The sequence below is a fragment of the Streptomyces sp. NPDC040589 genome, assembly GCF_055594445.1.
Map to the genome: position 1 here is coordinate 966,058 of NZ_JBVIWP010000003.1, position 19,727 is coordinate 985,784.

General features: G+C 72.3%; 19 protein-coding genes and 1 pseudogene. 8 read left to right on the top strand and 12 right to left on the bottom strand.

Translation table 11 applies throughout. The features are described 5' to 3' along the window. Positions 1-12 precede the first annotated feature (12 nt). Both ACZ58V_RS16865 and ACZ58V_RS16870 read right to left on the bottom strand, forming a co-directional pair. Positions 13-333 carry a GYD domain-containing protein gene (locus ACZ58V_RS16865; RefSeq protein ID WP_471290587.1) on the bottom strand — a complete coding sequence of 107 codons (321 nt, stop codon included), beginning with the start codon at positions 331-333 and terminating at the stop codon, positions 13-15. Positions 334-662: 329 nt separating this feature from the next. After that, entirely contained in the window at positions 663-1,328 is a 666-nt protein-coding gene (locus ACZ58V_RS16870; RefSeq protein WP_471290588.1) for a TetR family transcriptional regulator, read from the bottom strand. A gap of 205 nt (positions 1,329-1,533) precedes the next feature. On the opposite strand from ACZ58V_RS16870, the gene ACZ58V_RS16875 reads away from it, so the two are divergent. The 3 genes from ACZ58V_RS16875 to ACZ58V_RS16885 are packed head-to-tail and all read left to right on the top strand — an operon-like array spanning position 1,534 to position 4,996. Then, complete coding sequence (locus ACZ58V_RS16875) at positions 1,534-3,186, top strand: glycosyltransferase family 4 protein (RefSeq protein ID WP_468190980.1); 1,653 nt, start codon at positions 1,534-1,536, stop codon at positions 3,184-3,186. Continuing rightward, positions 3,180-3,929 carry a class I SAM-dependent methyltransferase gene (locus tag ACZ58V_RS16880; protein WP_471290589.1) on the top strand — a complete coding sequence of 250 codons (750 nt, stop codon included), beginning with the start codon at positions 3,180-3,182 and terminating at the stop codon, positions 3,927-3,929. Before ACZ58V_RS16875 ends, ACZ58V_RS16880 begins: the two co-directional genes overlap by 7 nt. Beyond that, complete coding sequence (locus ACZ58V_RS16885; protein ID WP_468190975.1) at positions 3,926-4,996, top strand: prenyltransferase; 1,071 nt, start codon at positions 3,926-3,928, stop codon at positions 4,994-4,996. Before ACZ58V_RS16880 ends, ACZ58V_RS16885 begins: the two co-directional genes overlap by 4 nt. 78 nt (positions 4,997-5,074) lie before the next feature. Here ACZ58V_RS16885 and ACZ58V_RS16890 read toward each other — a convergent pair whose 3' ends face one another. The 7 genes from ACZ58V_RS16890 to ACZ58V_RS16920 all read right to left on the bottom strand — a co-directional run bounded on the left by ACZ58V_RS16890 (position 5,075) and on the right by ACZ58V_RS16920 (position 11,591). Then, positions 5,075-5,368, bottom strand: coding sequence for a hypothetical protein (locus ACZ58V_RS16890; RefSeq protein WP_003989869.1), 294 nt, complete (start codon positions 5,366-5,368; stop codon positions 5,075-5,077). Between the two features lie 46 nt (positions 5,369-5,414). Next, the gene (locus ACZ58V_RS16895; RefSeq protein ID WP_471290590.1) at positions 5,415-6,425 is read right to left on the bottom strand and encodes an LLM class F420-dependent oxidoreductase; all 1,011 of its coding nucleotides are present in this window, start codon (positions 6,423-6,425) and stop codon (positions 5,415-5,417) included. Between the two features lie 97 nt (positions 6,426-6,522). Then, on the bottom strand, positions 6,523-7,380 hold the full coding sequence (locus tag ACZ58V_RS16900; RefSeq protein WP_468190969.1) for a hypothetical protein: 858 nt from the start codon (positions 7,378-7,380) through the stop codon (positions 6,523-6,525). Between the two features lie 157 nt (positions 7,381-7,537). Beyond that, entirely contained in the window at positions 7,538-8,497 is a 960-nt protein-coding gene (locus tag ACZ58V_RS16905; RefSeq protein WP_471290591.1) for an N-acetylmuramoyl-L-alanine amidase, read from the bottom strand. A gap of 63 nt (positions 8,498-8,560) precedes the next feature. Beyond that, a complete protein-coding gene (locus ACZ58V_RS16910; protein WP_471290592.1) occupies positions 8,561-8,848 on the bottom strand; it encodes a hypothetical protein in 288 nt (95 codons plus the stop codon). Positions 8,849-9,099: 251 nt separating this feature from the next. Then, on the bottom strand, positions 9,100-9,750 hold the full coding sequence (locus ACZ58V_RS16915) for a class I SAM-dependent methyltransferase (protein WP_468190961.1): 651 nt from the start codon (positions 9,748-9,750) through the stop codon (positions 9,100-9,102). A gap of 101 nt (positions 9,751-9,851) precedes the next feature. Next, the gene (locus ACZ58V_RS16920) at positions 9,852-11,591 is read right to left on the bottom strand and encodes an MFS transporter (RefSeq protein WP_468190958.1); all 1,740 of its coding nucleotides are present in this window, start codon (positions 11,589-11,591) and stop codon (positions 9,852-9,854) included. A 212-nt stretch (positions 11,592-11,803) separates the two neighbouring features. Between ACZ58V_RS16920 and ACZ58V_RS16925 the strand changes: the two genes are divergently transcribed. Both ACZ58V_RS16925 and ACZ58V_RS16930 read left to right on the top strand, forming a co-directional pair. After that, positions 11,804-13,222, top strand: a complete 1,419-nt coding sequence (locus ACZ58V_RS16925; RefSeq protein WP_471290705.1) for an MFS transporter — start codon at positions 11,804-11,806, stop codon at positions 13,220-13,222. 273 nt (positions 13,223-13,495) lie between these two features. Further along, positions 13,496-14,278, top strand: a complete 783-nt coding sequence (locus tag ACZ58V_RS16930) for a class I SAM-dependent methyltransferase (RefSeq protein ID WP_471290593.1) — start codon at positions 13,496-13,498, stop codon at positions 14,276-14,278. Here the strand turns inward: ACZ58V_RS16930 and ACZ58V_RS16935 are convergent. Continuing rightward, positions 14,246-14,542 (bottom strand): annotated as a pseudogene (locus ACZ58V_RS16935) (response regulator transcription factor); the annotation flags it as partial. The gene ACZ58V_RS16930 and the pseudogene ACZ58V_RS16935 overlap by 33 nt on opposite strands. A gap of 502 nt (positions 14,543-15,044) precedes the next feature. On the opposite strand from ACZ58V_RS16935, the gene ACZ58V_RS16940 reads away from it, so the two are divergent. The 3 genes from ACZ58V_RS16940 to ACZ58V_RS16950 are packed head-to-tail and all read left to right on the top strand — an operon-like array spanning position 15,045 to position 18,014. Continuing rightward, on the top strand, positions 15,045-15,938 hold the full coding sequence (locus ACZ58V_RS16940; RefSeq protein ID WP_468190953.1) for a MaoC/PaaZ C-terminal domain-containing protein: 894 nt from the start codon (positions 15,045-15,047) through the stop codon (positions 15,936-15,938). 46 nt (positions 15,939-15,984) lie between these two features. After that, positions 15,985-17,061 (top strand): Zn-dependent alcohol dehydrogenase, encoded by a 1,077-nt coding sequence (locus ACZ58V_RS16945; protein WP_468190951.1) that lies wholly within the window; start codon positions 15,985-15,987, stop codon positions 17,059-17,061. Positions 17,062-17,072: 11 nt separating this feature from the next. Next, on the top strand, positions 17,073-18,014 hold the full coding sequence (locus tag ACZ58V_RS16950; RefSeq protein WP_471290594.1) for a 3-oxoacyl-ACP reductase: 942 nt from the start codon (positions 17,073-17,075) through the stop codon (positions 18,012-18,014). A gap of 69 nt (positions 18,015-18,083) precedes the next feature. Here the strand turns inward: ACZ58V_RS16950 and ACZ58V_RS16955 are convergent, their stop codons facing one another. Both ACZ58V_RS16955 and ACZ58V_RS16960 read right to left on the bottom strand, forming a co-directional pair. Continuing rightward, positions 18,084-18,251 carry a hypothetical protein gene (locus ACZ58V_RS16955; protein ID WP_471290595.1) on the bottom strand — a complete coding sequence of 56 codons (168 nt, stop codon included), beginning with the start codon at positions 18,249-18,251 and terminating at the stop codon, positions 18,084-18,086. A 96-nt stretch (positions 18,252-18,347) separates the two neighbouring features. Continuing rightward, positions 18,348-19,640, bottom strand: a complete 1,293-nt coding sequence (locus ACZ58V_RS16960; RefSeq protein WP_471290596.1) for a hypothetical protein — start codon at positions 19,638-19,640, stop codon at positions 18,348-18,350. Between the last annotated feature and the right edge of the window lie 87 nt (positions 19,641-19,727).

A 19,727-nucleotide genomic window follows, 5' to 3' on the forward strand; every position in this document is an offset into this window, starting at 1 on the left:
CCGGTTCGTGTGTCAGGTGCCGGGGGCCCGGTAGTGCACCTTCTGCCGGACCGCCTCGTCGACCTCGTCGGCGGACAGGAGTACGACCGTGCTCGTGCGCACCCCGCCGGCGGCCGACACGACCATGCTCATGGCGGCGGCGGAGGTGTTGCCGGGCAGCTCCGCCGTGAGGTAGACGTCGTCGTCGCCGAACCCCCAGTACATCGTCTCGACCCGGCCCCCGAGGCCCTCGACCATGCGTCCGACGACCTCACGCCGCGCGGTGCCGCCTTCGCTGAGCAGGCCCTTCAGCCCTTCCGGGGTCAGCTTGACCTTGAAGAGGTACTTCGACATGAGGACACCTCCATGTTCCGGTATGTCCCAGAAGTCGCTCCTACCTCTTATGATCCATCAATCGGGACAATTCCGAAAAATGTCGCATAAGGGGGTTTCTTCTGCGGACAGAAGTCCTAGTCTGGAAGTGGCCTACGAGGCGAGTGAGGGAGTCCGACCGGAGTAGCCGACGGTGGCAGGAAGCCAGAGGTTTTGGGTCCGCCGGTGCCGACTGCGACGGTAGGGCTGAGAGGCCGGAAGGACGCAAGGCCGAGAGGCCGGGCGACCGGAAGGCGACCCCCAGTACCTGATCCGGACCATGCCGGCGAAGGGAACCCGTCTCGTAGGTCTTACTGCTGCCCTTCCGGCGTCTGCCCCTCCGGTTTGGTCAGGGCGATCAGCCGGCACACCGTCTCGATGTCGATCCGTACCTGGGCGATCGAGGCTCGGCCCGACAGCCAGGTGATCAGCGCCGAGTGCCAGGTGTGCTCGATGACCCGGACCGCCGAGAGCTGCTCCGGGGTCGGGTCCTCAAGGCCCATCGCGTCCAGGATGATCGCCGTCGTCTGCCGCGAGACCTGGTCGACCTCCGGGCTCACGCTGCGGTCGGCGAAGGTGAGGGCCCGGACCATCGCGTCGGCCAGATGCGGCTCGCGCTGCAGGGCGCGGAAGGCCCGCATCAGCGTCTCCGCGACCCGCTCGGCCGCCGACTCGCCCTGCGGCGGCTTCTTCCGCAGCGTGCCGTGCATGTGCTCCAACTGGTCCTGCATCGTGGCGACCAGCAGATGGATCTTGGAGGGGAAGTAGCGGTAGAGGGTGCCGAGCGCCACCTGTGAGGACTCCGCGACCTCGCGCATCTGCACGGCGTCGAAACCGCCCCGGCTGGCCAGTTGCGCGCTCGCGTGCAGGATGCGGCGACGGCGGGCCTCCTGTCGCTCCGTGAGGGGAGGGGAGGCGGGGGCTGCGGCTCTGGCTTCCACCTTGGCCACTGTGTTCACCTTGGCTTCCGCGGGCATGGGTCCCGTTCCGTGACGGTCCGTGAGGGCGAGTGATCACACAGCATGGCACGGCTCGGCCGTGGCGTGAATCACCTGATCCACTGCTCACAGCGCCGCTACCTGCCGGTAGATTCAGTGCCTCCGAACGATCAAGTCTGAAACTTGTTCTAGATTAGCGTCCCGGCGTAATCTCGCGGGACAGTGCAGGGAGAAGGGGGCCAGAGTGACCGCTGAGGCCAGGGAGGCCGGGCCCTCGGAGGACCCCGCCGCCGACGGCTTGCGACCGCTCCACATAGCGCTCCTCACCTATAAAGGGAACCCGTTCTGCGGCGGCCAGGGCGTCTACGTCCGGCACCTCTCGCGCGAACTGTCCCGCCTCGGCCACCGTGTCGAGGTCATCGGTGCCCAGCCCTACCCCGTCCTCGACGAGGGCCACGACGGCCAGAGCCTCACCGAGCTGCCCAGCCTCGACCTCTACCGCCAGCCGGATCCTTTCCGCACGCCCAAGCGCGACGAGTACCGCGACTGGATCGACGCGCTCGAAGTGGCGACCATGTGGACCGGCGGCTTCCCCGAGCCTCTGACGTTCTCGCTGCGCGCCCGCCGCCATCTGCTGGCCCGCCGCGGCGAGTTCGACGTCGTCCACGACAACCAGACGCTCGGGTACGGGCTGCTGGGAGACGTGGGCGCGCCCCTGGTGACCACGATCCACCACCCCATCACCGTCGACCGGCGGTTGGAGCTGGACGCGGCGGACGGCTGGAAGCGGCGCCTGTCGGTGCGCCGCTGGTACGCCTTCACCCGTATGCAGAAGCGCGTCGCCCGCCGGCTCCCCTCCGTGCTCACCGTCTCCGGCACGTCCCGCCAGGAGATCGTCGACCACCTCGGTGTACGCCAGGACCGGATCCACGTGGTCCACATCGGCGCCGACACCGACCTTTTCTCGCCGGATCCCTCGGTGCCTGTGGTGCCGGGCCGGATCGTGACGACGTCCAGCGCGGACGTGCCGCTGAAGGGCCTGGTCCATCTCGTCGAGGCGCTCGCCAAGGTGCGCACGGAACACCCCGGCGCACACCTCGTCGTCGTCGGCAAGCGGCCCACGGAGGGGCCCGTCGCCCAGGCGATGGAGCGGTACGACCTCGCCGGCGCCGTCGACTTCGTCAAGGGCATCTCCGACGCGGAACTCGTCGACCTGGTGCGCTCGGCACAGGTCGCGTGCGTGCCCTCGCTGTACGAGGGCTTCTCGCTGCCGGCCGCGGAGGCCATGGCGACGGGCACGCCCCTGCTCGCCACGACCGGCGGCGCCATACCCGAGGTCGCGGGCCGTGACGGGGAGACCTGCCTGGCGGTGCCCCCGGGGGACGCGGGCGCGCTGGCCGCCGGGCTGAGCCGGCTGCTGGGCGACGCGGAGTTGCGTGCGCGGCTCGGAGCGGCCGGGCGTGAACGGGTGCTGCGGCACTTCACCTGGGCCAGGGCGGCGGAGGGCACGGTGGCCAGGTACCGCGAGGCGATCGACCGGGCCGGTCGCGAGACAGGACGCTTTGGGCCGGGGGCTTCCGGTGGTTCCACGGCGAGTGGTGCGCGGCCCGCCCCGGGGGTTCCCGCCGGTTCCGTGGCGAGCGGTGAGCGGTCCGCGCCGCCGGCTTCCGCCCGCTCCGCGGTCTCGGCGGCAGCCGGGCCGACCGGTTCGGCGGGTGCCGGCTCCGCCGCTTCGGCGACCGCTGGTTCCCCGGCCCCGTCCGGAGGCGACGCGGCATCGGCAGGCACCGCGTCCGCCGCCCCGGCCGGTGCGGGCTCCGCGGCTCCCGAGGGTGCCGACTCCGCGGCTCCCACAGATGTAGAAGGCGTCAACTCCGAAAGCAGGGCCACGTGCTGACCGTCGACTTCTCCCGGTTCCCGCTCGCGCCGGGCGACCGCGTCCTGGACCTCGGCTGCGGTGCCGGCCGGCACGCGTTCGAGTGTTACCGGCGTGGCGCTCAGGTCGTGGCGCTGGACCAGAACGGCGAGGAGATCCGCGAGGTCGCCAAGTGGTTCGCGGCGATGAAGGAGGCCGGCGAGGCCCCCGACGGCGCCACCGCCACGGCCATGGAGGGCGACGCCCTGGCGCTGCCCTTCCCCGACGAGTCCTTCGACGTCGTCATCATCTCCGAGGTGATGGAGCACATCCCGGACGACAAGGGCGTCCTCGCGGAGATGGTGCGGGTGCTGAAGCCCGGCGGGCGCATCGCCATCACGGTCCCGCGGTACGGCCCCGAGAAGGTCTGCTGGACCCTGTCCGACGCCTACCACGAGGTCGAGGGCGGCCACATCCGCATCTACAAGGCCGACGAACTCCTGGCGAGAATCCGCGAGGCCGGTCTCAAGCCCTACGGCACCCACCACGCCCACGCGCTGCACTCGCCCTACTGGTGGCTGAAGTGCGCGTTCGGCGTCGACAACGACAAGGCGCTGCCGGTGCGGGCGTACCACAAGCTCCTCGTCTGGGACATCATGAAGAAGCCGCTGGCCACCCGGGTCGCCGAGCAGGCGCTGAATCCGCTGATCGGCAAGAGCTTCGTGGCATACGCGACCAAGCCGCACCTGCCGCGTCTCTCCGGCACCGGGGCGGACGCCCAGTGACCACTCCCCGGACGGAACATCTGGTCCTGCCCGGGGTCCTCACCGCGGGGCAGGCCGCCGCGACCGTCGCCGGCATCCTCGCCGTGCAGCGCGAGGACGGTGCGATCCCGTGGTTCCGGGGGCACCACCTCGACCCGTGGGACCACGTCGAGGCTGCCATGGCCCTCGACACGGCAGGCGAGCACGAGGCCGCCGAGCGGGCCTACCTGTGGCTGGCCCGGCACCAGAACGAGGACGGCTCCTGGTACGCGGCCTACGCCGACGGGGAGTCCGGCGACGTCACCGACCGAGGCCGGGAGACCAACTTCGTCGCCTACATCGCCGTGGGCGTCTGGCACCACTACCTCTCCACCGGCGACGACACGTTCCTGGAACGGATGTGGCCGGCGGTCTACGCGGCGGTCGAGTTCGTGCTGCACCTGCAGCAGCCGGGCGGACAGATCGGCTGGCGGCGCGACGACGACGGCACGGACACGGCGGACGCGCTGCTGACGGGCAGCTCCTCGATCCACCACGCGTTGCGGTGCGCGCTGGCCATCGCCGAGCAGCGGGAAGAGGCGCAGCCGGACTGGGAGTTGGCGGCCGGTGCGTTGCGGCATGCGATACGCCGGCATCCGGAGCGGTTCCTCGACAAGAACCGGTACTCGATGGACTGGTACTACCCGGTGCTGGGCGGTGCGCTGACCGGGGCCGAGGCCAAGGCCCGTATCGAGGAGGACTGGGACCGGTTCGTGGTGCCCGGGCTCGGGGTGCGGTGCGTCGTGCCCAACCCGTGGGTGACGGGTGGGGAGTCGGCCGAACTCGCCCTCGCGTTGTGGGCGATGGGCGAGTCCGACCGGGCGTTGGAGGTACTGCAGTCGATCCAGCATCTGCGGGATCCGGAGAGCGGGCTGTACTGGACGGGGTATGTCTTCGAGGACGGGGCGATCTGGCCGCGGGAGTTGACCACGTGGACGGCCGGGTCGTTGTTGCTGGCCGTGGCCGCGTTGGGTGGGCATGAGGCCACGTGCCAGGTGTTCGGTGGGGATGAGTTGCCCAGTGGGCTGGACTCGGACTGCTGCGCCTAGGAACTCGGGGGGTTCGCCGGTTTTGCGGGCGCGGGATGTGTGTGGCTTGTCGCGCAGTTCCCCGCGCCCCCAAGAGAGTCAGTGACGATGGGCCCTGTTGGCGATCGCGTGGCCCACGAACAGGTAGACCACCGCTGCCAAGCCGTAGCCGCAGACCACTCGGGCCCAGGCCTCGTCGAAGGTGAAGAGGTCGTGGGACCAGCCGGCCAGCCAGCGGGCCGCGTCGTGGATGAACTGGACGAAGCTGTTCGCCTGGTTGGCGTCCAGCAGGTACATCAGGATCCACAGACCCAGGATGAGAGCCATGATGTCGGCCACGACCGCGACGATCGTGCCGGCCTGATTCGCACCGTTGCGATATCGAGGGGACATGTCCTCCGTATTGCCCTTGAACTCTGGATGAAACCCGGGGATTCGCTCAGGCGTTCAACTCGGCGAGTACGCGCAGCGTGTGGCGGTCGGGGCTGAGCACCAGCAGGTCCGTCACCGGACCCTTGCGCCACGACTCCAGTCGCTCCGCGATCCGTTCGCGCGGGCCGACCAGGGAGATCTCGTCGGCGAAGGCGTCGGGGACGGCGAGCACGGCCTCGTCCCGGCGGCCGGAGAGGAACAAGTCCTGGATGCGGCGGGCGTCTTCCTCGTAGCCCATGCGGGCCATCAGGTCGGCGTGGAAGTTGCGGGCCGCGTGTCCCATGCCGCCGATGTAGAAGCCGAGCATCATCTTGACGGGCAGCAGTCCCTCGGCGACGTCGTCGCAGACCCGGGCCTGCGCCATCGGTGCCACCAGGAAACCCTCGGGCAGGTCGGCCAGGGCCGGACCGTACACCTCCGGCCGGGTCGGCGACCAGTACAGCGGCAGCCAGCCGTCGGCGATCCGGGCCGTCTGGGCGACGTTCTTCGGGCCCTCCGCCCCGAGCAGGATCGGCAGGTCGGCGCGGAGCGGATGCGTGATCGGCTTGAGGGGCTTGCCCAGACCCGTGGTGTCCGGGCCCCGGTACGGGTGGGAGTGGAAGCGGCCGGACAGTTCGACCGGGGCCTCGCGGCGGAGCACCTGCCGTACGACGTCGACGTACTCGCGGGTGGCGGTGAGCGGCGACGCGGGGAACGGACGGCCGTACCAGCCCTCCACCACCTGCGGGCCGGACAGTCCGAGGCCCAGCATCATGCGCCCGCCGGAGAGATGGTCGAGGGTGAGCGCCTGCATGGCGGTGGTGGTCGGCGGGCGGGCCGCCATCTGGGCAACCGCCGTGCCCAGCTTGATGGTGGAGGTGTGGGCGGCGATCCAGGCGAGCGGCGTGAACGCGTCCGAGCCCCAGGACTCCGCCGTCCACACGGAGTCGTAGCCCAGCCGTTCGGCCTCCCGCGCGAGCGGTATGTGGTCGGGGGAGGGGCCGCGGCCCCAGTAGCCGAGTGCGAGACCGAGCCGCATACCTGCCTCCTGACGGTGCGTCAGCCGACTGGGGCGACGACTGTACGGCAACGGCCCCCCGCCCGGAAGGGCGAGGGGCCGTGAAGGAGGCGTGGGCTCAGCCGCGCTGGATGCCCGACGTGTCCTGAAGGACGCCGCGGCGGCCGTCCTGCGTCTGCGCGACCAGGGCCGGGCCGCGCTGCTCGACGGCCAGGTACCAGGTACCCGGCGCGAGTTCGGCGATCGGCGTCGGCGAACCGTCCTCGGCGAACAGCGGGCGCGGCACCGGCACCGCGAACCAGAACGGCGAGAAGTCCCCGGCCGGGGCCTGCGGCGCCTGTGCCTGCTGCGGCTGGGGCTGGCCGCCGAACGGCTGCCCCGGCTGGGGCTGACCGGGCTGCCCCGGCTGCCCGGGCTGCGGGTGACCGTAGCCGCCGGGCTGCTGGGCGCCCGGGTAGCCGTAGCCACCGGGGGGCTGGGCGCCGTAGGGCTGCGGGGCGGCCGGGCGGGGCGCCGGGAGGAGGGCGCCCTTGAGGGCCGGGACGAGGGGGGTGGCGATCGCGGCGCCGGCCATGAGCAGGGTCGCGACGAGGGCGAGGATCAGGCCGATGCCGGGGCTCGGGGCGCCTTCGCTCGCGTTGTCACCGATGTTGTCGAAGCCACCCGGCACGTCGACGATGTTGCCGAGCGCGCTCCACGCAGCGAACACCGTGAAAGCGGCGCCGAACTGGCCGAGGTCGAGCCCGGCGACCTTCGGGACCTGCGGCAGGCCCCGGGCCACGACGACGAGTGCGGCGCCGATGACTCCGGCCAGCACGACGCTGAACACGACCGGGCCGCTGCCCCACAGCATGGGGAGGTCGACGCTGTCGGGGACATTGTCGAACGAGTACAGGTCGAGGAACGACGCGATGAAGAGCAACACCGCTGCTCCGAGCACCACGCCATCGCCTCGAGTGAGGGAGCGGATATTCACTTCAGGTCCTTCGTAGGTCGTCTCATCGTCGGTAGAGGCGTCGCTGTCACCATGTCGCCGTCAGGCCCCTGTGTGAAGCGCGGGGGTGGCCCCTCATCGTAGGGAGACACTATCGTCCGCCCTGTCAGGGTGTCCGCCGGGATCCGCCCGTCGAGAGCTACCCGTGCAGGAAACTCACGATTCCCTCAGAGATCCCTTGCGCCGCTTTCTGCCTCCACGCGCCACTGGTCAGTGATGCCGCGTCCTTGCTATCGCGCATGTTGCCGCACTCGATGAACACCTTCGGAACCGTTGACAGATTGAGACCGCCAAGGTCCTTACGCGTGACGAGACCGGAGCCGTCGCCGATGTAGTTGGACGGCGCGCTGCCGGTGACGGCCACGAAGCGGCCGGCGACGCGCTCGCCGAGGTCGCGGGAGGGGGCGACGATCGCGCGGGTGTCGGCGGAACCCGCGTGGACCGCGCCGGGCAGGATGACGTGGAAGCCGCGGTTGCCGGTGCCCGAGCCGTCCGCGTGGATCGAGACCACGGCGTCGGCCTTCGCCTCGTTGCCGATCCGGGCCCGCTCGCCCACGCACGGGCCGTACGGCCGGTCGCCGTCCTGCGTCAGCTTCACCGTGGCGCCCTGCTCTTCGAGGAGCGTGCGCATCCGGTGCGCGACGTCCAGGGTGAACTCGGCCTCTGTGTAACCGTCGTTGGTGGACGTACCCGTGGTGTCGCACTCCTTCCAGTTCGTCCCGATGTTCACCTTGCGGTTGATCTCGGACGGGTGCTGGAAGTTGTCCGGGTTGTGCCCGGGGTCGATGACGACGACCTTGCCCTTGAGCGGGCCGGAGGCGGCGGGCGCGGAGGTCGAGGACGCGGTGGGCGTGGGGTCGGCGCCCGGCTTCTTGCCGTCGTCGGTGGCGTCGTCGGCGGGCGGGCTCGACGCGGCGGGCGGGGAGGACCGTACGGTCGCCTGACCCGAGCCGCCCCCGTCCCCCGAGCCGCCCACGGTCTCGTACACCAGCCAGCCGAGCAGCGCCCCCGGCACCAGCGCGGCGAGCGCGACGGTCAGGGGGCCGCGGCGGGAGCGGCGGGGCTGGGGAGGTTCGAAGTCCGGGCCTACGTACGACACGTCCCTCACCCTAGCGGCCGTCCCGAGCCGTCCGCGGGCCGAGCACGGCCGGGCGGGTGGCGGCTACCTCTCGTTCCCGTCGGGGTCCTCGCGCTGTACCGCCTCCTTCACCTCCGCCTCGATCTTCTGGCGGGGTGTGTCCTCCTGCCTCGCGTACGCGGTCAGCGCCGCCTGGACGTCCCGGGCGAGGTCGCGCCAGGCGCGCCAGGCGGTCTCCCACGTCGTGGTCTGCTGGTCGCTCCACTTCGTCTGGGTGGGCGGACCATAGGCGTCCCGCAGTTTCCGCATACGGGCGTGTGCCGCGTCCGCCGCGCGCTGCTTCTCCACGAGCTCTGCGAAGGTGTGTGCCACGCGGCCGGATACTCGGGCAGCGGCCGCCGCCCACCGACTCGCCACGCCGCCCGTGGGCCGACCGGGAGAGGGCACGGGGGGCACGGTTCACCCGGCCGGCCGCCCAGCCGTCGAGCTCCACAGACGCCCGGCGCCCGGTTCCCCGGCCGTCGCGGACACCCGACGCCCGCCGGCGCTGTCGTTCGATCCCGCCACTGCCGCCGGTTGTCGGTCGGCGCAGGCACCCGGCCGACCGCCGTCGGTGCTCGCTCTCAGATGCCCGGCCCCGTGCGCCGGAGCACGCGCAGCGAGTTCGTCGCCGAGACCTCCGTGAACGCGCCGGAGGCGAGGGCGCGGAGGTAGACGCGGTACGGGGCCTGGCCGGTGAACTCGTCCTGGGGGTCCGGGAAGACGTCGTGGATGACGAGCAGGCCGCCGTCGGCCACGTGCGGGGCCCATCCCTCGTAGTCGGCGTTGGCGTGCTCGTCGGTGTGGCCGCCGTCGATGAAGACCAGCCCCACGGGTGTGCCCCAGATCGCCGCGATCTGCGGGGAACGGCCGACCAGGGCGACGACGTGGTCCTCCAGGCCGGCCTTGCGCAGGGTGCGCCGGAACGTGGGCAGCGTGTCCATCAGGCCGAGCTCGGGGTCGACCGTCTCGGGGTCGTGGTACTCCCAGCCCGGCTGCTGTTCCTCGCTGCCGCGGTGGTGGTCGACGGTCAGCGCGACGGCCCCGGCCTCGCGGGCCGCGTCGGCGAGCAGGACCGTGGACCGGCCGCAGTACGTCCCGACCTCCAGCAGCGGCAGCCCCAGCCGCCCGGCCTCCACCGCCGCCGCGTACAGGGCCAGCCCCTCGTCCACGGGCATGAACCCCTTCGCCGCCTCGAACGCGGCCAGGATCTCGGGCTTCGGGGCCGCGGGCATGGGGTTCCTTCCGGTCGTACGACGGTGTGGGCGCCATGCTGCCGTACCCCCTGCCGACGGGCGACAGGGGGTACCGGTGAGTAAGGGAGCGGCGGGGCGGGTCAGGCGGAGACCGTCGCGCCCGGCAGCGGCAGGTCCAGGCCGACCGGGCGGTCGTCGCCCGTGTGGGTCGCGGACGAGGCGAGCGGGGCGTGGCCCGGGGCCCGGGCGGCCACGACGTAGGAGCCCTGGGAGGGGACCGTGAGCGCGTAGCTGCCGTCCTCGGCGGAGAGGGTCGCGCCGGCCTGGCGGCCCCGCCGGTCGATCAGCGTGACCTTGGCACGGGCGACCGGGGCGCCGTCCGCGTCCAGGACCCGGCCGCTGAAGCCGCGCAGCACCGCTTCGGCGTGCTCCAGGTTGGCGTCCTCCTCGCTGCTGGCCCGCAGCTGCGAGTGGGCGGCCGGGCGGCGGCCCGGCAGGAAGAGGGCCAGGACCAGGCCCACGGCGACCGCGGCGGTCGCGATCAGGAAGGAGACCCGGAAGCCGTGCATGGTCGGGATCGCGACCCCGCCGACGTGGTTCGCGGTGTTGGCCAGCACCATGCCGATCACGGCGCTCGACACCGACGTGCCGATGGAACGCATCAGGGTGTTGAGGCCGTTCGCCGCACCCGTCTCCGAGGCCGGGACCGCACCCACGATCAGCGCGGGCAGCGAGGAGTAGGCGAGGCCGATGCCCGCGCCCAGCAGCACCGAGATGACCAGGCTCTGCCAGGCGGCGCTCATCAGGCCGAGACCGGCGCCGTAGCCGATCGCGATGATCAGCAGGCCGAGGATCAGGGTGACCTTGGGGCCGTACTTCGCGGACAGCCGGGCGTAGACGGGCGCCGTGAACATCATCGTCAGGCCGAGCGGCGCGACGAGCAGACCCGCGACGACCATCGACTGCCCGAGGCCGTAGCCGGTGGACTTCGGCAGCTGGAGCAGCTGCGGCAGGACCAGGGAGACGACGTAGAAGGAGACGCCGACCATGATCGAGGCGAGGTTGGTGAAGAGGACGGCCGGGCGGGCCGTGGTGCGCAGGTCCACCAGAGGGGCCTTGACGCGCAGTTCCATCACGCCCCACAGGAGCAGCACGACCACGGCGGCGGCGAACAGGCCGAGCGTGGTGCCGGAGGTCCAGCCCCAGTCGCTGCCCTTGGTGATCGGCAGCAGGAACAGCACGAGACCGGCGGACAGACCGAGCGCGCCCAGCAGGTCGAAGGAGCCCTCGGCGCGCATCGGGGACTCCGGTACGACGAGGAGGGTCAGGACGATGGAGAGCACACCGAGGCCGGCGGCGCCGTAGAACAGGGCGTGCCAGTCGGCGTGCTGGGCGACCAGGGCGGCGGCGGGCAGGGCGAGGCCGCCGCCGACGCCTATGGAGGAGCTCATCAAGGCCATCGCCGAGCCGAGGCGTTCCCGGGGCAGCATGTCGCGCATCAGGCCGATGCCGAGCGGGATCGCGCCCATCGCGAAGCCCTGGAGCGTACGGCCGGTGATCATGAGCAGCAGATCGCTGGTGAGCGCGCTGAGCAGCGCGCCGGCCACCATGACGGCGAGGCTGAGGATCAGCATGCGCCGCTTGCCGAACAGGTCGCCGAGGCGGCCCATGATCGGGGTGGCCACGGCACCCGAGAGAAGGGTCGAGGTCAGGACCCAGGTCGCGTTGCCGGGGTCGGTGTCCAGCAGTTGCGGCAGATCCTTGATGACCGGGACGAGCAGGGTCTGCATCACCGCGACAACGATGCCCGCGAAGGCGAGCACCGGGACCACGGACCCGCTCGCTCTGCCGGCGGGACGGTCTGTCGTCGTCTGCGTCATTGAGGGGGGCCTCCAGGCCGGGAAGGTGTGCGGAGCCACGGGGGACGGGGTTACGTGGTGCCTGAACTCGTATGTGCAGGCAACTATTCCGTTGCTTTGGCACTCTAACGAATTCTTGACCTTCTCTTGGGAGAGGGGCCTAGGTCCGTGGCCGCAAGCCCTAGGCCGAAATCCCGATGTCAGGAGCGTGGATGGTTGAGAGCATGACACCCATGCTCGAAACCGCCGAAAGGACCCGTACTCCGCGCCGTACCGCGCCGCCCACCTGGCTTGTGGTGGCGCTCACCTGTGCCGGGCAGTTTCTCGTCGTGCTGGACGTGTCCGTCGTCAACGTGGCGCTGCCCTCGATGCGGACCGGGCTCGGGCTGAGCGAGCAGGGCCTGCAGTGGGTGGTGAACGCCTACACCATCGCCTTCGCCGGGTTCATGCTGCTCGGCGGGCGGGCCGGAGACCTCTACGGCCGCAAGCGGATGTTCCTCGTCGGGCTCGGTGTGTTCACCCTGGCCTCGCTGGCGGGCGGACTGGCGCAGGACGACTGGCAGTTGCTGGTCGCACGGGCCGTGCAGGGGCTGGGCGCGGCGGTGCTGGCGCCCTCGACGCTGACCATCCTCACGTCGTCGGTGCCGGAGGGCGCGGCCCGGGCCCGGGCCATAGGGACCTGGACGGCGGTCGGAGGCGGTGGCGGCGCGGCCGGCGGTCTGGCCGGCGGGCTCCTGGTGGAGACGCTGTCCTGGCGGTGGGTGCTGCTGATCAACGTGCCCGTGGGGGCCGCGCTGCTCTGCGCCGCCGCCTGGTTCCTCGTCGAGGGCCGGGCCGGGGACAGGCGGCGGCTCGACCTGCCGGGCGCGCTGCTCGTGACGACCGGGCTCGGCACGCTCGCCTACGGCATCTCCCAGACGGAGGCGGAGGGCTGGACGGCGGCGGCCACGCTGCTGCCGCTGCTCGCCGGGCTCGCGCTGGTCGCCCTGTTCCTCGCGGTCGAGGCCCGCACCGCGAGCCCGTTGATGCCGCTCGGGCTGCTGCGCCTGCGGTCGGTGGCGTCGGCGAACGTCTCGATGTTCCTGTGCGGCTTCGCGATGTTCTGCATGTGGTTCTTCATGACCCTGTACGCGCAGAACGTCCTGGGCTACACGCCCCTGGAGGCCGGACTGGCCCTGGTCCCCAGCTCCCTGGCCGTCGTCCTCGGCTCCAAGCTCGCGCCCCGGCTGATGCGGGCGGCCGGCCCGCGCACCGTGGCGGTGCTGGGCACGCTGGTCGCCGTGGCCGGATTCGCCTGGCAGTCCCGGATGACCGCCGAGGGCTCCTACGCGACCGCGATCCTCGTCCCCGGCGTCCTCATGATGCTCGGCGCGGGCCTCGCGTCGACACCGCTCGCCTCCCTGGCCACCTCCGGCGCGTCCCCCGGCGAGGCCGGCCTGGTCTCCGGCCTCGTCAACACCTCCCGAACGATGGGCGGTTCCCTGGGCCTGGCCGTCCTCTCCACCCTCGCGGCGGCCCGGACGGCGGGCAGCGGAACGCCGGCGGCGCTGACGGAGGGCTACGCGCTGGCCTTCCGGGTGGGGACCGGGGTGCTGGTCGCGGGGGTGCTGTTGATGTGGGTCTGGCTGCCGAGGATGCCGCGGCGGCGGTAGGGCCACCAGATGCCGGCCGCCAGACGCCTGCCGCCAGCCGCCTGCCCGGCGGTGGGAATCAGCGCGGGTCGCGTTGTCCCGGGTGGGGGCGTTGAGGCCCCTGGACGGGGTGCCGCCGGTGTATCGGTCTGGGGGTGAAGTGGTGCGTCGGCGGGGTGTGTCCCGGTGGCCCTGGGAGCCGTGGACGGCGTTTCGCAGATGCCCGAAAACCTGCTCTGACCTGGGGTTTTGATGGATCCCGGCGTACGATTGGCGAATGCGGAAGGGGGCCGGATGGACCGGAACATACGCACCGTCGACGATGTACTCGCCCTGCTCGACGGGCTGTTCGCACTCGACGCCGATCGGTGGACGGGCCGGGGTGCCGACTGGTGGGACGGGTTCTACGCCGACCGTTCCCGGCCGGTGCCGTTCTTCGTGGCCAAGCCGGACGAGAGTCTGGTGAGCTGGGTGGAACGGGGGTTGATCAGCGGCGGGCGTGCGCTGGACCTCGGGTGCGGGCCCGGGCGTAACGCGCTGTATCTGGCGGCCCAAGGGTTCTCGGTCGACGCGGTCGACCTGGCTCCGGCAGCCGTCGACTGGGCCGGGGAGCGGGCCCGAGAGGCGGGGGCGGAGGGCGTCCGGTTCCACTGCGGTGACGCGTTCACGCTCGCCGGTACGGAACTCACCGGGCCGTACGACCTCGTCTACGACTCCGGCTGCTTCCACCATCTGCCTCCGCACCGGCGGATCAGCTATCTGGCGCTGCTGGAGAAGGTCCTGGCTCCCGGGGGTCTGTTCGGCCTCACGTGCTTCGCCGCCGGTGCCGGGGGGATGGGGTCGGAGCTGTCCGACGCGGATTTCTACCGGGAGGCGGGCGGACTGCGGGGCGGGCTCGCGTACACGGCCGAGTCGGTGCGGGGGATCTTCTCGGGGCTCACCGAGGTCGAACTGCGGCGGATGCGGGACGAGCCGGAGGAGTCGGGGTGCTTCGGGGAGGGCTTTCTGTGGACGGCGCTGTTCCGCCGGGTGGGGGCGCGGGGCTCACAGCCAGCCCTGGCTGCGGGCCTCGCGTAGGGCCTCCATGCGGTTGCGGGTGCCTGTCTTGCCGATGGCGGAGGAGAGGTGGTTGCGGACGGTGGACTCCGAGAGATGGAGTCGGGCGGCGATGTCGGCGACGGTCGCGCCGTCCGCGGAGGCCTTGAGGGTGTCGCTCTCGCGGCTGGTCAGGGGGTTGGGGCCGGCGCTGAGTGCGGCGGTGGCGAGGGTGGGGTCGACCACGGTCTCGCCGGCCAGGACGCGGCGGATGGCGGCGGCCAGTTCCTCCACGGGGCCGTCCTTGGAACGCGCCCATCCCCATCAGCAGCCACGGCAGCAGCGTGAAACCGCTGGGCGGCGGGCCGGGGTTCTCGGTGTTCGTGGCGTGGTGGCGCCGGTGTTCCCTGGCCTGCCGGACGGCCGACCGGGTCGCCTCGACGTGGCACCTGACCTCGCGTGTCCAGGACATGTCCCGCTGCCCCCGCCCTCGATCGGTTCGCCCCGCCGCGTCCGCGTGGGGCCATGGCAGTGACGCTACGGATCCGCCGTCCCCGGCGGCAGGGGCGGTTGTACGGAGTCCGGCAGGACACATGTCACCGGTGTCCAGCCTCCCGGAACCTCGGTATCTGACACGACGTCAGGAGGCTTCACAACTCTGCGGGCCTGGGCTATACAGAGGTCGCAGGACTGGAACGCGTTCCAGTTCGGTCCCAGACGGCCTCGGTGCGGCCGACGGTGCGGACGGCCGTGCCGAGGTCTCTTCCACGGCGATGCCGAGGCCCTTCCCACGGCGATCAGGAGCCCCATGCCCATCGACGCAGCCAAGGCGCTCGCCGCCGAACCCCGGACCGGCGAGATCACCTGGGACCACAAGGACGTGCAGCTCTACCACCTCGGCATCGGCGCGGGCACCCCCGCCACCGACCCCGACGAGCTGCGCTACACCCTGGAGTCCCGGCTGCACGTCCTGCCGAGCTTCGCCACCGTCGCGGGCGGCGGAAAGCCCGGGGTGACCGGCGGGCTGTCCATGCCCGGCATCGAGGTCGACCTCGCCCGCGTCCTGCACGGCGGCCAGAGCCTCGTCCTCCACCGGCCCCTCCCGGCGACGGGCACCGCCACCGCGACCAACCGGATCGCCGCCGTGTACGACAAGGGCAAGGCGGCCGTCCTCGTGCTGCGTACCGAAGTCGGGGACACCGACGGCCCGTTGTGGACCAACGACGCCCAGATCTTCGTCCGCGGCGAGGGCGGCTGGGGCGGCGACCGCGGCCCCTCCGCCCGGCTCGATCCGCCCGCCGGTGAGCCGGACCGGGTCGTCGAGCGGCACGTCCGCGAGGACCAGGCCCTCCTCTACCGCCTCTCCGGCGACTGGAACCCCCTGCACGCCGACCCCGAGTTCGCCAAGGTCGCCGGGTTCGAGCGGCCCATCCTGCACGGGCTGTGCACCTACGGCATCACGCTCAAGGCCGTCGTCGACACACTCCTCGACGGGGACGTGACCCGGGTACGCGCCTATGCCACCCGGTTCGCCGGGGTCGTGTACCCGGGGGAGACGCTGCGGATCCGTATGTGGCACACGCCCGAGTCCACCAGGGTCGCCGTCAGCGCCGCGATGGGCGGCCCCCCGCTCGAGCGAAGCCGAGAGCGGGGGAGGGACGACGAGCCCGTCCTCGCCGACACCATCGTCGAACACGCCTGAGTCCTTCGAGTCCTTGAACGCACGCCGTACGAGGGGAGCCCGCACCATGCGCGCAGCCGTACTGCACGAGATCGGCCAGGACAAACTGGAGGTCCTCGACGACGTCGAGGCGGTGGGGTTCGGACCCGGCAAGGTGCGGATCAGGGTGCGCGCCACAGGGCTGTGCCACTCGGACCTGTCCGCGATGAGCGGGGTGCTGCCGCAGCCCGCGCCGTTCGTGCCCGGGCACGAGGGGGCGGGGGAGATCCTCGAAGTCGGCGAGGGCGTCGGCCACTTGAAGGCCGGTGACCGGGTCGTCGTGTGCTGGCTGCCCGCCTGCGGCGCCTGTCCCGCCTGCAAGCGCGGCCAGACCGAACTGTGCCTCGCCGGGTTCATGAACGCCGGCACGCCCAACTTCAAGCGCCCCGGCGGAGACGTCTTCGGTTTCGCCGGCACCGGCACCTTCACCGAGGAGGTCGTCGTCGACGCCGGCTGCGCGGTGCCGATACCCGACGACGTGCCCTTCGACATCGCCGCCCTCATCGGCTGCGGCGTGACGACCGGGCTGGGCGCCGCGCTCAACACCGCGGACGTGGAGGCCGGTTCGTCGGTCGCGGTCATCGGCTGCGGGGGCGTCGGCATCTCCGTGATCCAGGGCGCCCGGCTGCGGGGCGCCGCCGAGATCGTCGCCGTCGACCCCGTCGCCTCACGCCGGGAGAGCGCGCTCAGGTTCGGCGCCACCAGGGCCGTCTCCCCGGACGAACTCCCCGACGTCAAACAGCGGGTCACCGCCGGCGAGGGCTTCGACTACGTCTTCGAGGTCGTCGGCAAGTCGGCCACGGCACGGACCGCGTACGACACCACCCGGCGCGGCGGCACCCTCGTCGTGGTCGGCGCGGGCGCCATGGACGACTTCCTCCAGCTCAACATGTTCGAGCTGTTCTTCGACGAGAAGCGCGTCCTGCCGTCCATGTACGGCGGCGGAGACGTCCTGCGCTCCTACGAACGCACCATCGCCCTGTGGCGCGCGGGCCGGGTCGACCTGGCGGGCCTGATCACCCACCGGGTCCCGTTCGCCGACGTCAACGAGGCCCTGGACCAGATGCGGACCGGGACCGCCCTGCGTACGTGCATCGAGATGTGAGGACGCCCACCATGCCGCTGCCTCTCCAGGGACTGTCCGCCGTCGTCACGGGCGCGGGCCGCGGGCTCGGCCGGGCCGAGGCGCTGGAACTCGCCCGGCTCGGCGCCGCCGTGGTCGTCAACGACTACGGGCAGGCGGGCCGCGACGGCAGCGGCGAGGCGTCCACCGGGCCCGCCGAGGAGGTCGCCGCCGAGATCCGGGCGGCGGGCGGGGCCGCCCTCGCGCACACCGGTGACGTCTCCGACTTCCGGCAGGCGGGCGAACTGGTCGAGTCGGCCGTCGCCGCGTACGGCAGGCTCGACATCCTCGTCAACAACGCGGGCATCCTGCGCGACCGCATGGTGTTCTCGATGGCCGAGGAGGAGTGGGACGCCGTGCTCCGGGTGCACCTCAAGGGGCACTTCAACACCACCCGGTTCGCCGCCGCCCACTGGCGGGAGCGGTCCAAGCGGGCCGGGGAGCCGGTGTTCGGGCGGATCGTGAACACCTCCTCGGAGGCGTTCCTCGCCGGTTCCGCCGGGCAGCCCAACTACGCGGCGGCCAAGGGCGGGATCGTCGGCCTCACCACCTCCACGGCCCTCGCCCTCGGCAAGTACGGCGTGACGGCCAACGCGATCTGCCCCCGCGCCCGCACCCGGATGACCGAGGACGTCTTCGCGGGCGTCGAGCGCGCTTCCGGCGACGGCCTCGACCCGCTCGCCCCCGAGCATGTCGCCCCGCTCGTCGGCTATCTGGCCTCGCCCGCGGCCGCCCGGGTGAACGGGCAGCTCCTCGTGGTGCACGGCGGGATGGTCGCCGTCGTCGAACGGCCCCGGGTCGCCGCCAAGTTCGACAGCAAGCAGGACACCTTCACGTACGACGAACTGGAGGCCGCCCTCGGGCCGTACTACGCGGACCGGCCGGCGGGGGAGACCTTCGCGGCGGCGGAGGTGCTGGGACTGAAACGCGGCTGAGGAACGCCGAACGGCCCCGCCCGTCATACAAGGGATGGGGCCGTTCGCTGTTCGGGCACCGACGTTCCGTCAGGCCGCCGTCTCGGTCTGCTCGGTCTCCGCCACCGGCTTGCGGTGGCGACCGCGCGGAGCCGTCTCGCCGTCGTGCGTGGAGACCTCACCACGGTGCCGGCCGTGGCCGGCGGAGGTTCCCTGGACGTCGTCAGCGTGCAGCTGGTTCGTGCTGGCGTCGCTCATCGGATGGAATTCACCCCGTCAACATGATCTTTTTACAGCCGGGTGAGTCTAACCGGCACCCCGCACCCGGGATCCAGGCGGCCACGCCAACCGGCACTAGTTCGTTACAAGCCTTCCCAACGGCGCCTGCTGCAGCGGCACCGGACGCGGGGTGGAGGGGGTCGGGGGCGCCGGTTCCGCCGCCCGTTCCGGTTCCGGGGGGTGCCCCGGTGCGGCGGTCATCCCGGCGGTCGTCCCGGCGGTCGTCCCGGCGGTCCGCGTGTCCGCCTCCCGCCCCGTCTCCCGCCCTGCCCCCTGACCCGGTTCCCTGCCCGGCTGCGGGCAGGGCGGCGGCGCGGCGCCGGGTTCCGGGACCGCCACCGCCGCGGGCGGGCTCACCTGCGCCACGCCGCACGGCACGACCTCCGTCACGTACGGCAGCCGCAGCACCCCGTCCGGCGTCCACAGTCCGGTGCCCGCCAGCCACCCCTCGGGCGCCGGGAGATGGTGCACCCGCCGCTCGGCCGGCCGCCACACGGCGACCCAGCTGCCCGCCGGCCCGTCCACGCGCAGCGCCACCGCGCAGCTCTCCGGTGTCAGCACCTGCCCCGGCTGGATCGCGAACGGCGTGACCGCGCAGTCCCGCAGCCGCAGGCACTCCGGGAAGCGCACCGGCAGGGTGCTGCCCAGGACGCCCCAGCCCAGCCGGTCCTGGCCCGGCGAGGGTGCGTCCGAGCGGACGATCAGCAGCCCGCTGTCGTGATCGGCGAGCAGCAGCCGGTCGTCGCTGTCGGCGGCGATCTGCAGCAGGGGCGACACCTCGCCGCCGCGCTCCAGGTCCACCACGACGGTCTTGGTGCGCCCGCCGCTCTCCCGGTCCAGGGCCAGCAGCCGCCCGGCCGGGTCCAGCCAGACCCCGCCCGAGCAGCGGCCCGGCACCTCGGCCAGCTGCTCGGGCCCGAAGGGGCCGCCCGCCACCAGCCACACCGCCGTCGAGCGCCGGCCGACCGCCAGGGCATACGCCCGTTCGCCGCCGGGGGCGGGCGGCAGCAGCCGCAGCCGGGCGGCCACGTCCGGGCACTCCACCGCGCCCAGGGGCACCTCGCCGGTGCCGGGCCCGGTCGGATACAGCAGCGAGAAGGCGTGCCGCCCGGCCACCCGACGGTGGATGAGGACCCGCCCGTCGGCCATCGGCTGCACCTCGGTGCCCGGCTCCTCCGGCTGGTTGCGGGGCAGCGGCACCGCGTACGGCTCGGGGCCGTCCAGGGTCCAGCGCTCCGGGAACCAGGAGTCGCCGGCCGCCGCCAGACGCGCGGCGTAGGCACCGTCCGCGGAGAGCGCGCAGCCCGCGGGCCCCGCCCCGTCCCCGTCCTCGTGTCCCGCCGAAGGCTCGATCGCACAGGCAGTCATCGTTCGGTCACCTCCAGTGACGAACGTAGTTTTCGCACGCACAGGCGGGGAGTCAGCACGCACCGGCTTCACGCATAAGGGTGTTCC

Excerpts from the sequence above, each read along its gene's own strand:
- ACZ58V_RS16930 (WP_471290593.1), top strand. The coding sequence starts at position 13,496 with ATGGACCGGAACATACGCACCGTCGACGATGTACTCGCCCTGCTCGAC.
- ACZ58V_RS16890 (WP_003989869.1), bottom strand. The coding sequence starts at position 5,368 with ATGTCCCCTCGATATCGCAACGGTGCGAATCAGGCCGGCACGATCGTC.
- ACZ58V_RS16950 (WP_471290594.1), top strand. The coding sequence starts at position 17,073 with ATGCCGCTGCCTCTCCAGGGACTGTCCGCCGTCGTCACGGGCGCGGGC.
- ACZ58V_RS16955 (WP_471290595.1), bottom strand. The coding sequence starts at position 18,251 with ATGAGCGACGCCAGCACGAACCAGCTGCACGCTGACGACGTCCAGGGA.
- ACZ58V_RS16945 (WP_468190951.1), top strand. The coding sequence starts at position 15,985 with ATGCGCGCAGCCGTACTGCACGAGATCGGCCAGGACAAACTGGAGGTC.
- ACZ58V_RS16895 (WP_471290590.1), bottom strand. The coding sequence starts at position 6,425 with ATGCGGCTCGGTCTCGCACTCGGCTACTGGGGCCGCGGCCCCTCCCCC.
- ACZ58V_RS16960 (WP_471290596.1), bottom strand. The coding sequence starts at position 19,640 with ATGACTGCCTGTGCGATCGAGCCTTCGGCGGGACACGAGGACGGGGAC.
- ACZ58V_RS16940 (WP_468190953.1), top strand. The coding sequence starts at position 15,045 with ATGCCCATCGACGCAGCCAAGGCGCTCGCCGCCGAACCCCGGACCGGC.
- ACZ58V_RS16925 (WP_471290705.1), top strand. The coding sequence starts at position 11,804 with ATGCTCGAAACCGCCGAAAGGACCCGTACTCCGCGCCGTACCGCGCCG.
- ACZ58V_RS16920 (WP_468190958.1), bottom strand. The coding sequence starts at position 11,591 with ATGACGCAGACGACGACAGACCGTCCCGCCGGCAGAGCGAGCGGGTCC.
- ACZ58V_RS16915 (WP_468190961.1), bottom strand. The coding sequence starts at position 9,750 with ATGCCCGCGGCCCCGAAGCCCGAGATCCTGGCCGCGTTCGAGGCGGCG.
- ACZ58V_RS16870 (WP_471290588.1), bottom strand. The coding sequence starts at position 1,328 with ATGCCCGCGGAAGCCAAGGTGAACACAGTGGCCAAGGTGGAAGCCAGA.
- ACZ58V_RS16865 (WP_471290587.1), bottom strand. The coding sequence starts at position 333 with ATGTCGAAGTACCTCTTCAAGGTCAAGCTGACCCCGGAAGGGCTGAAG.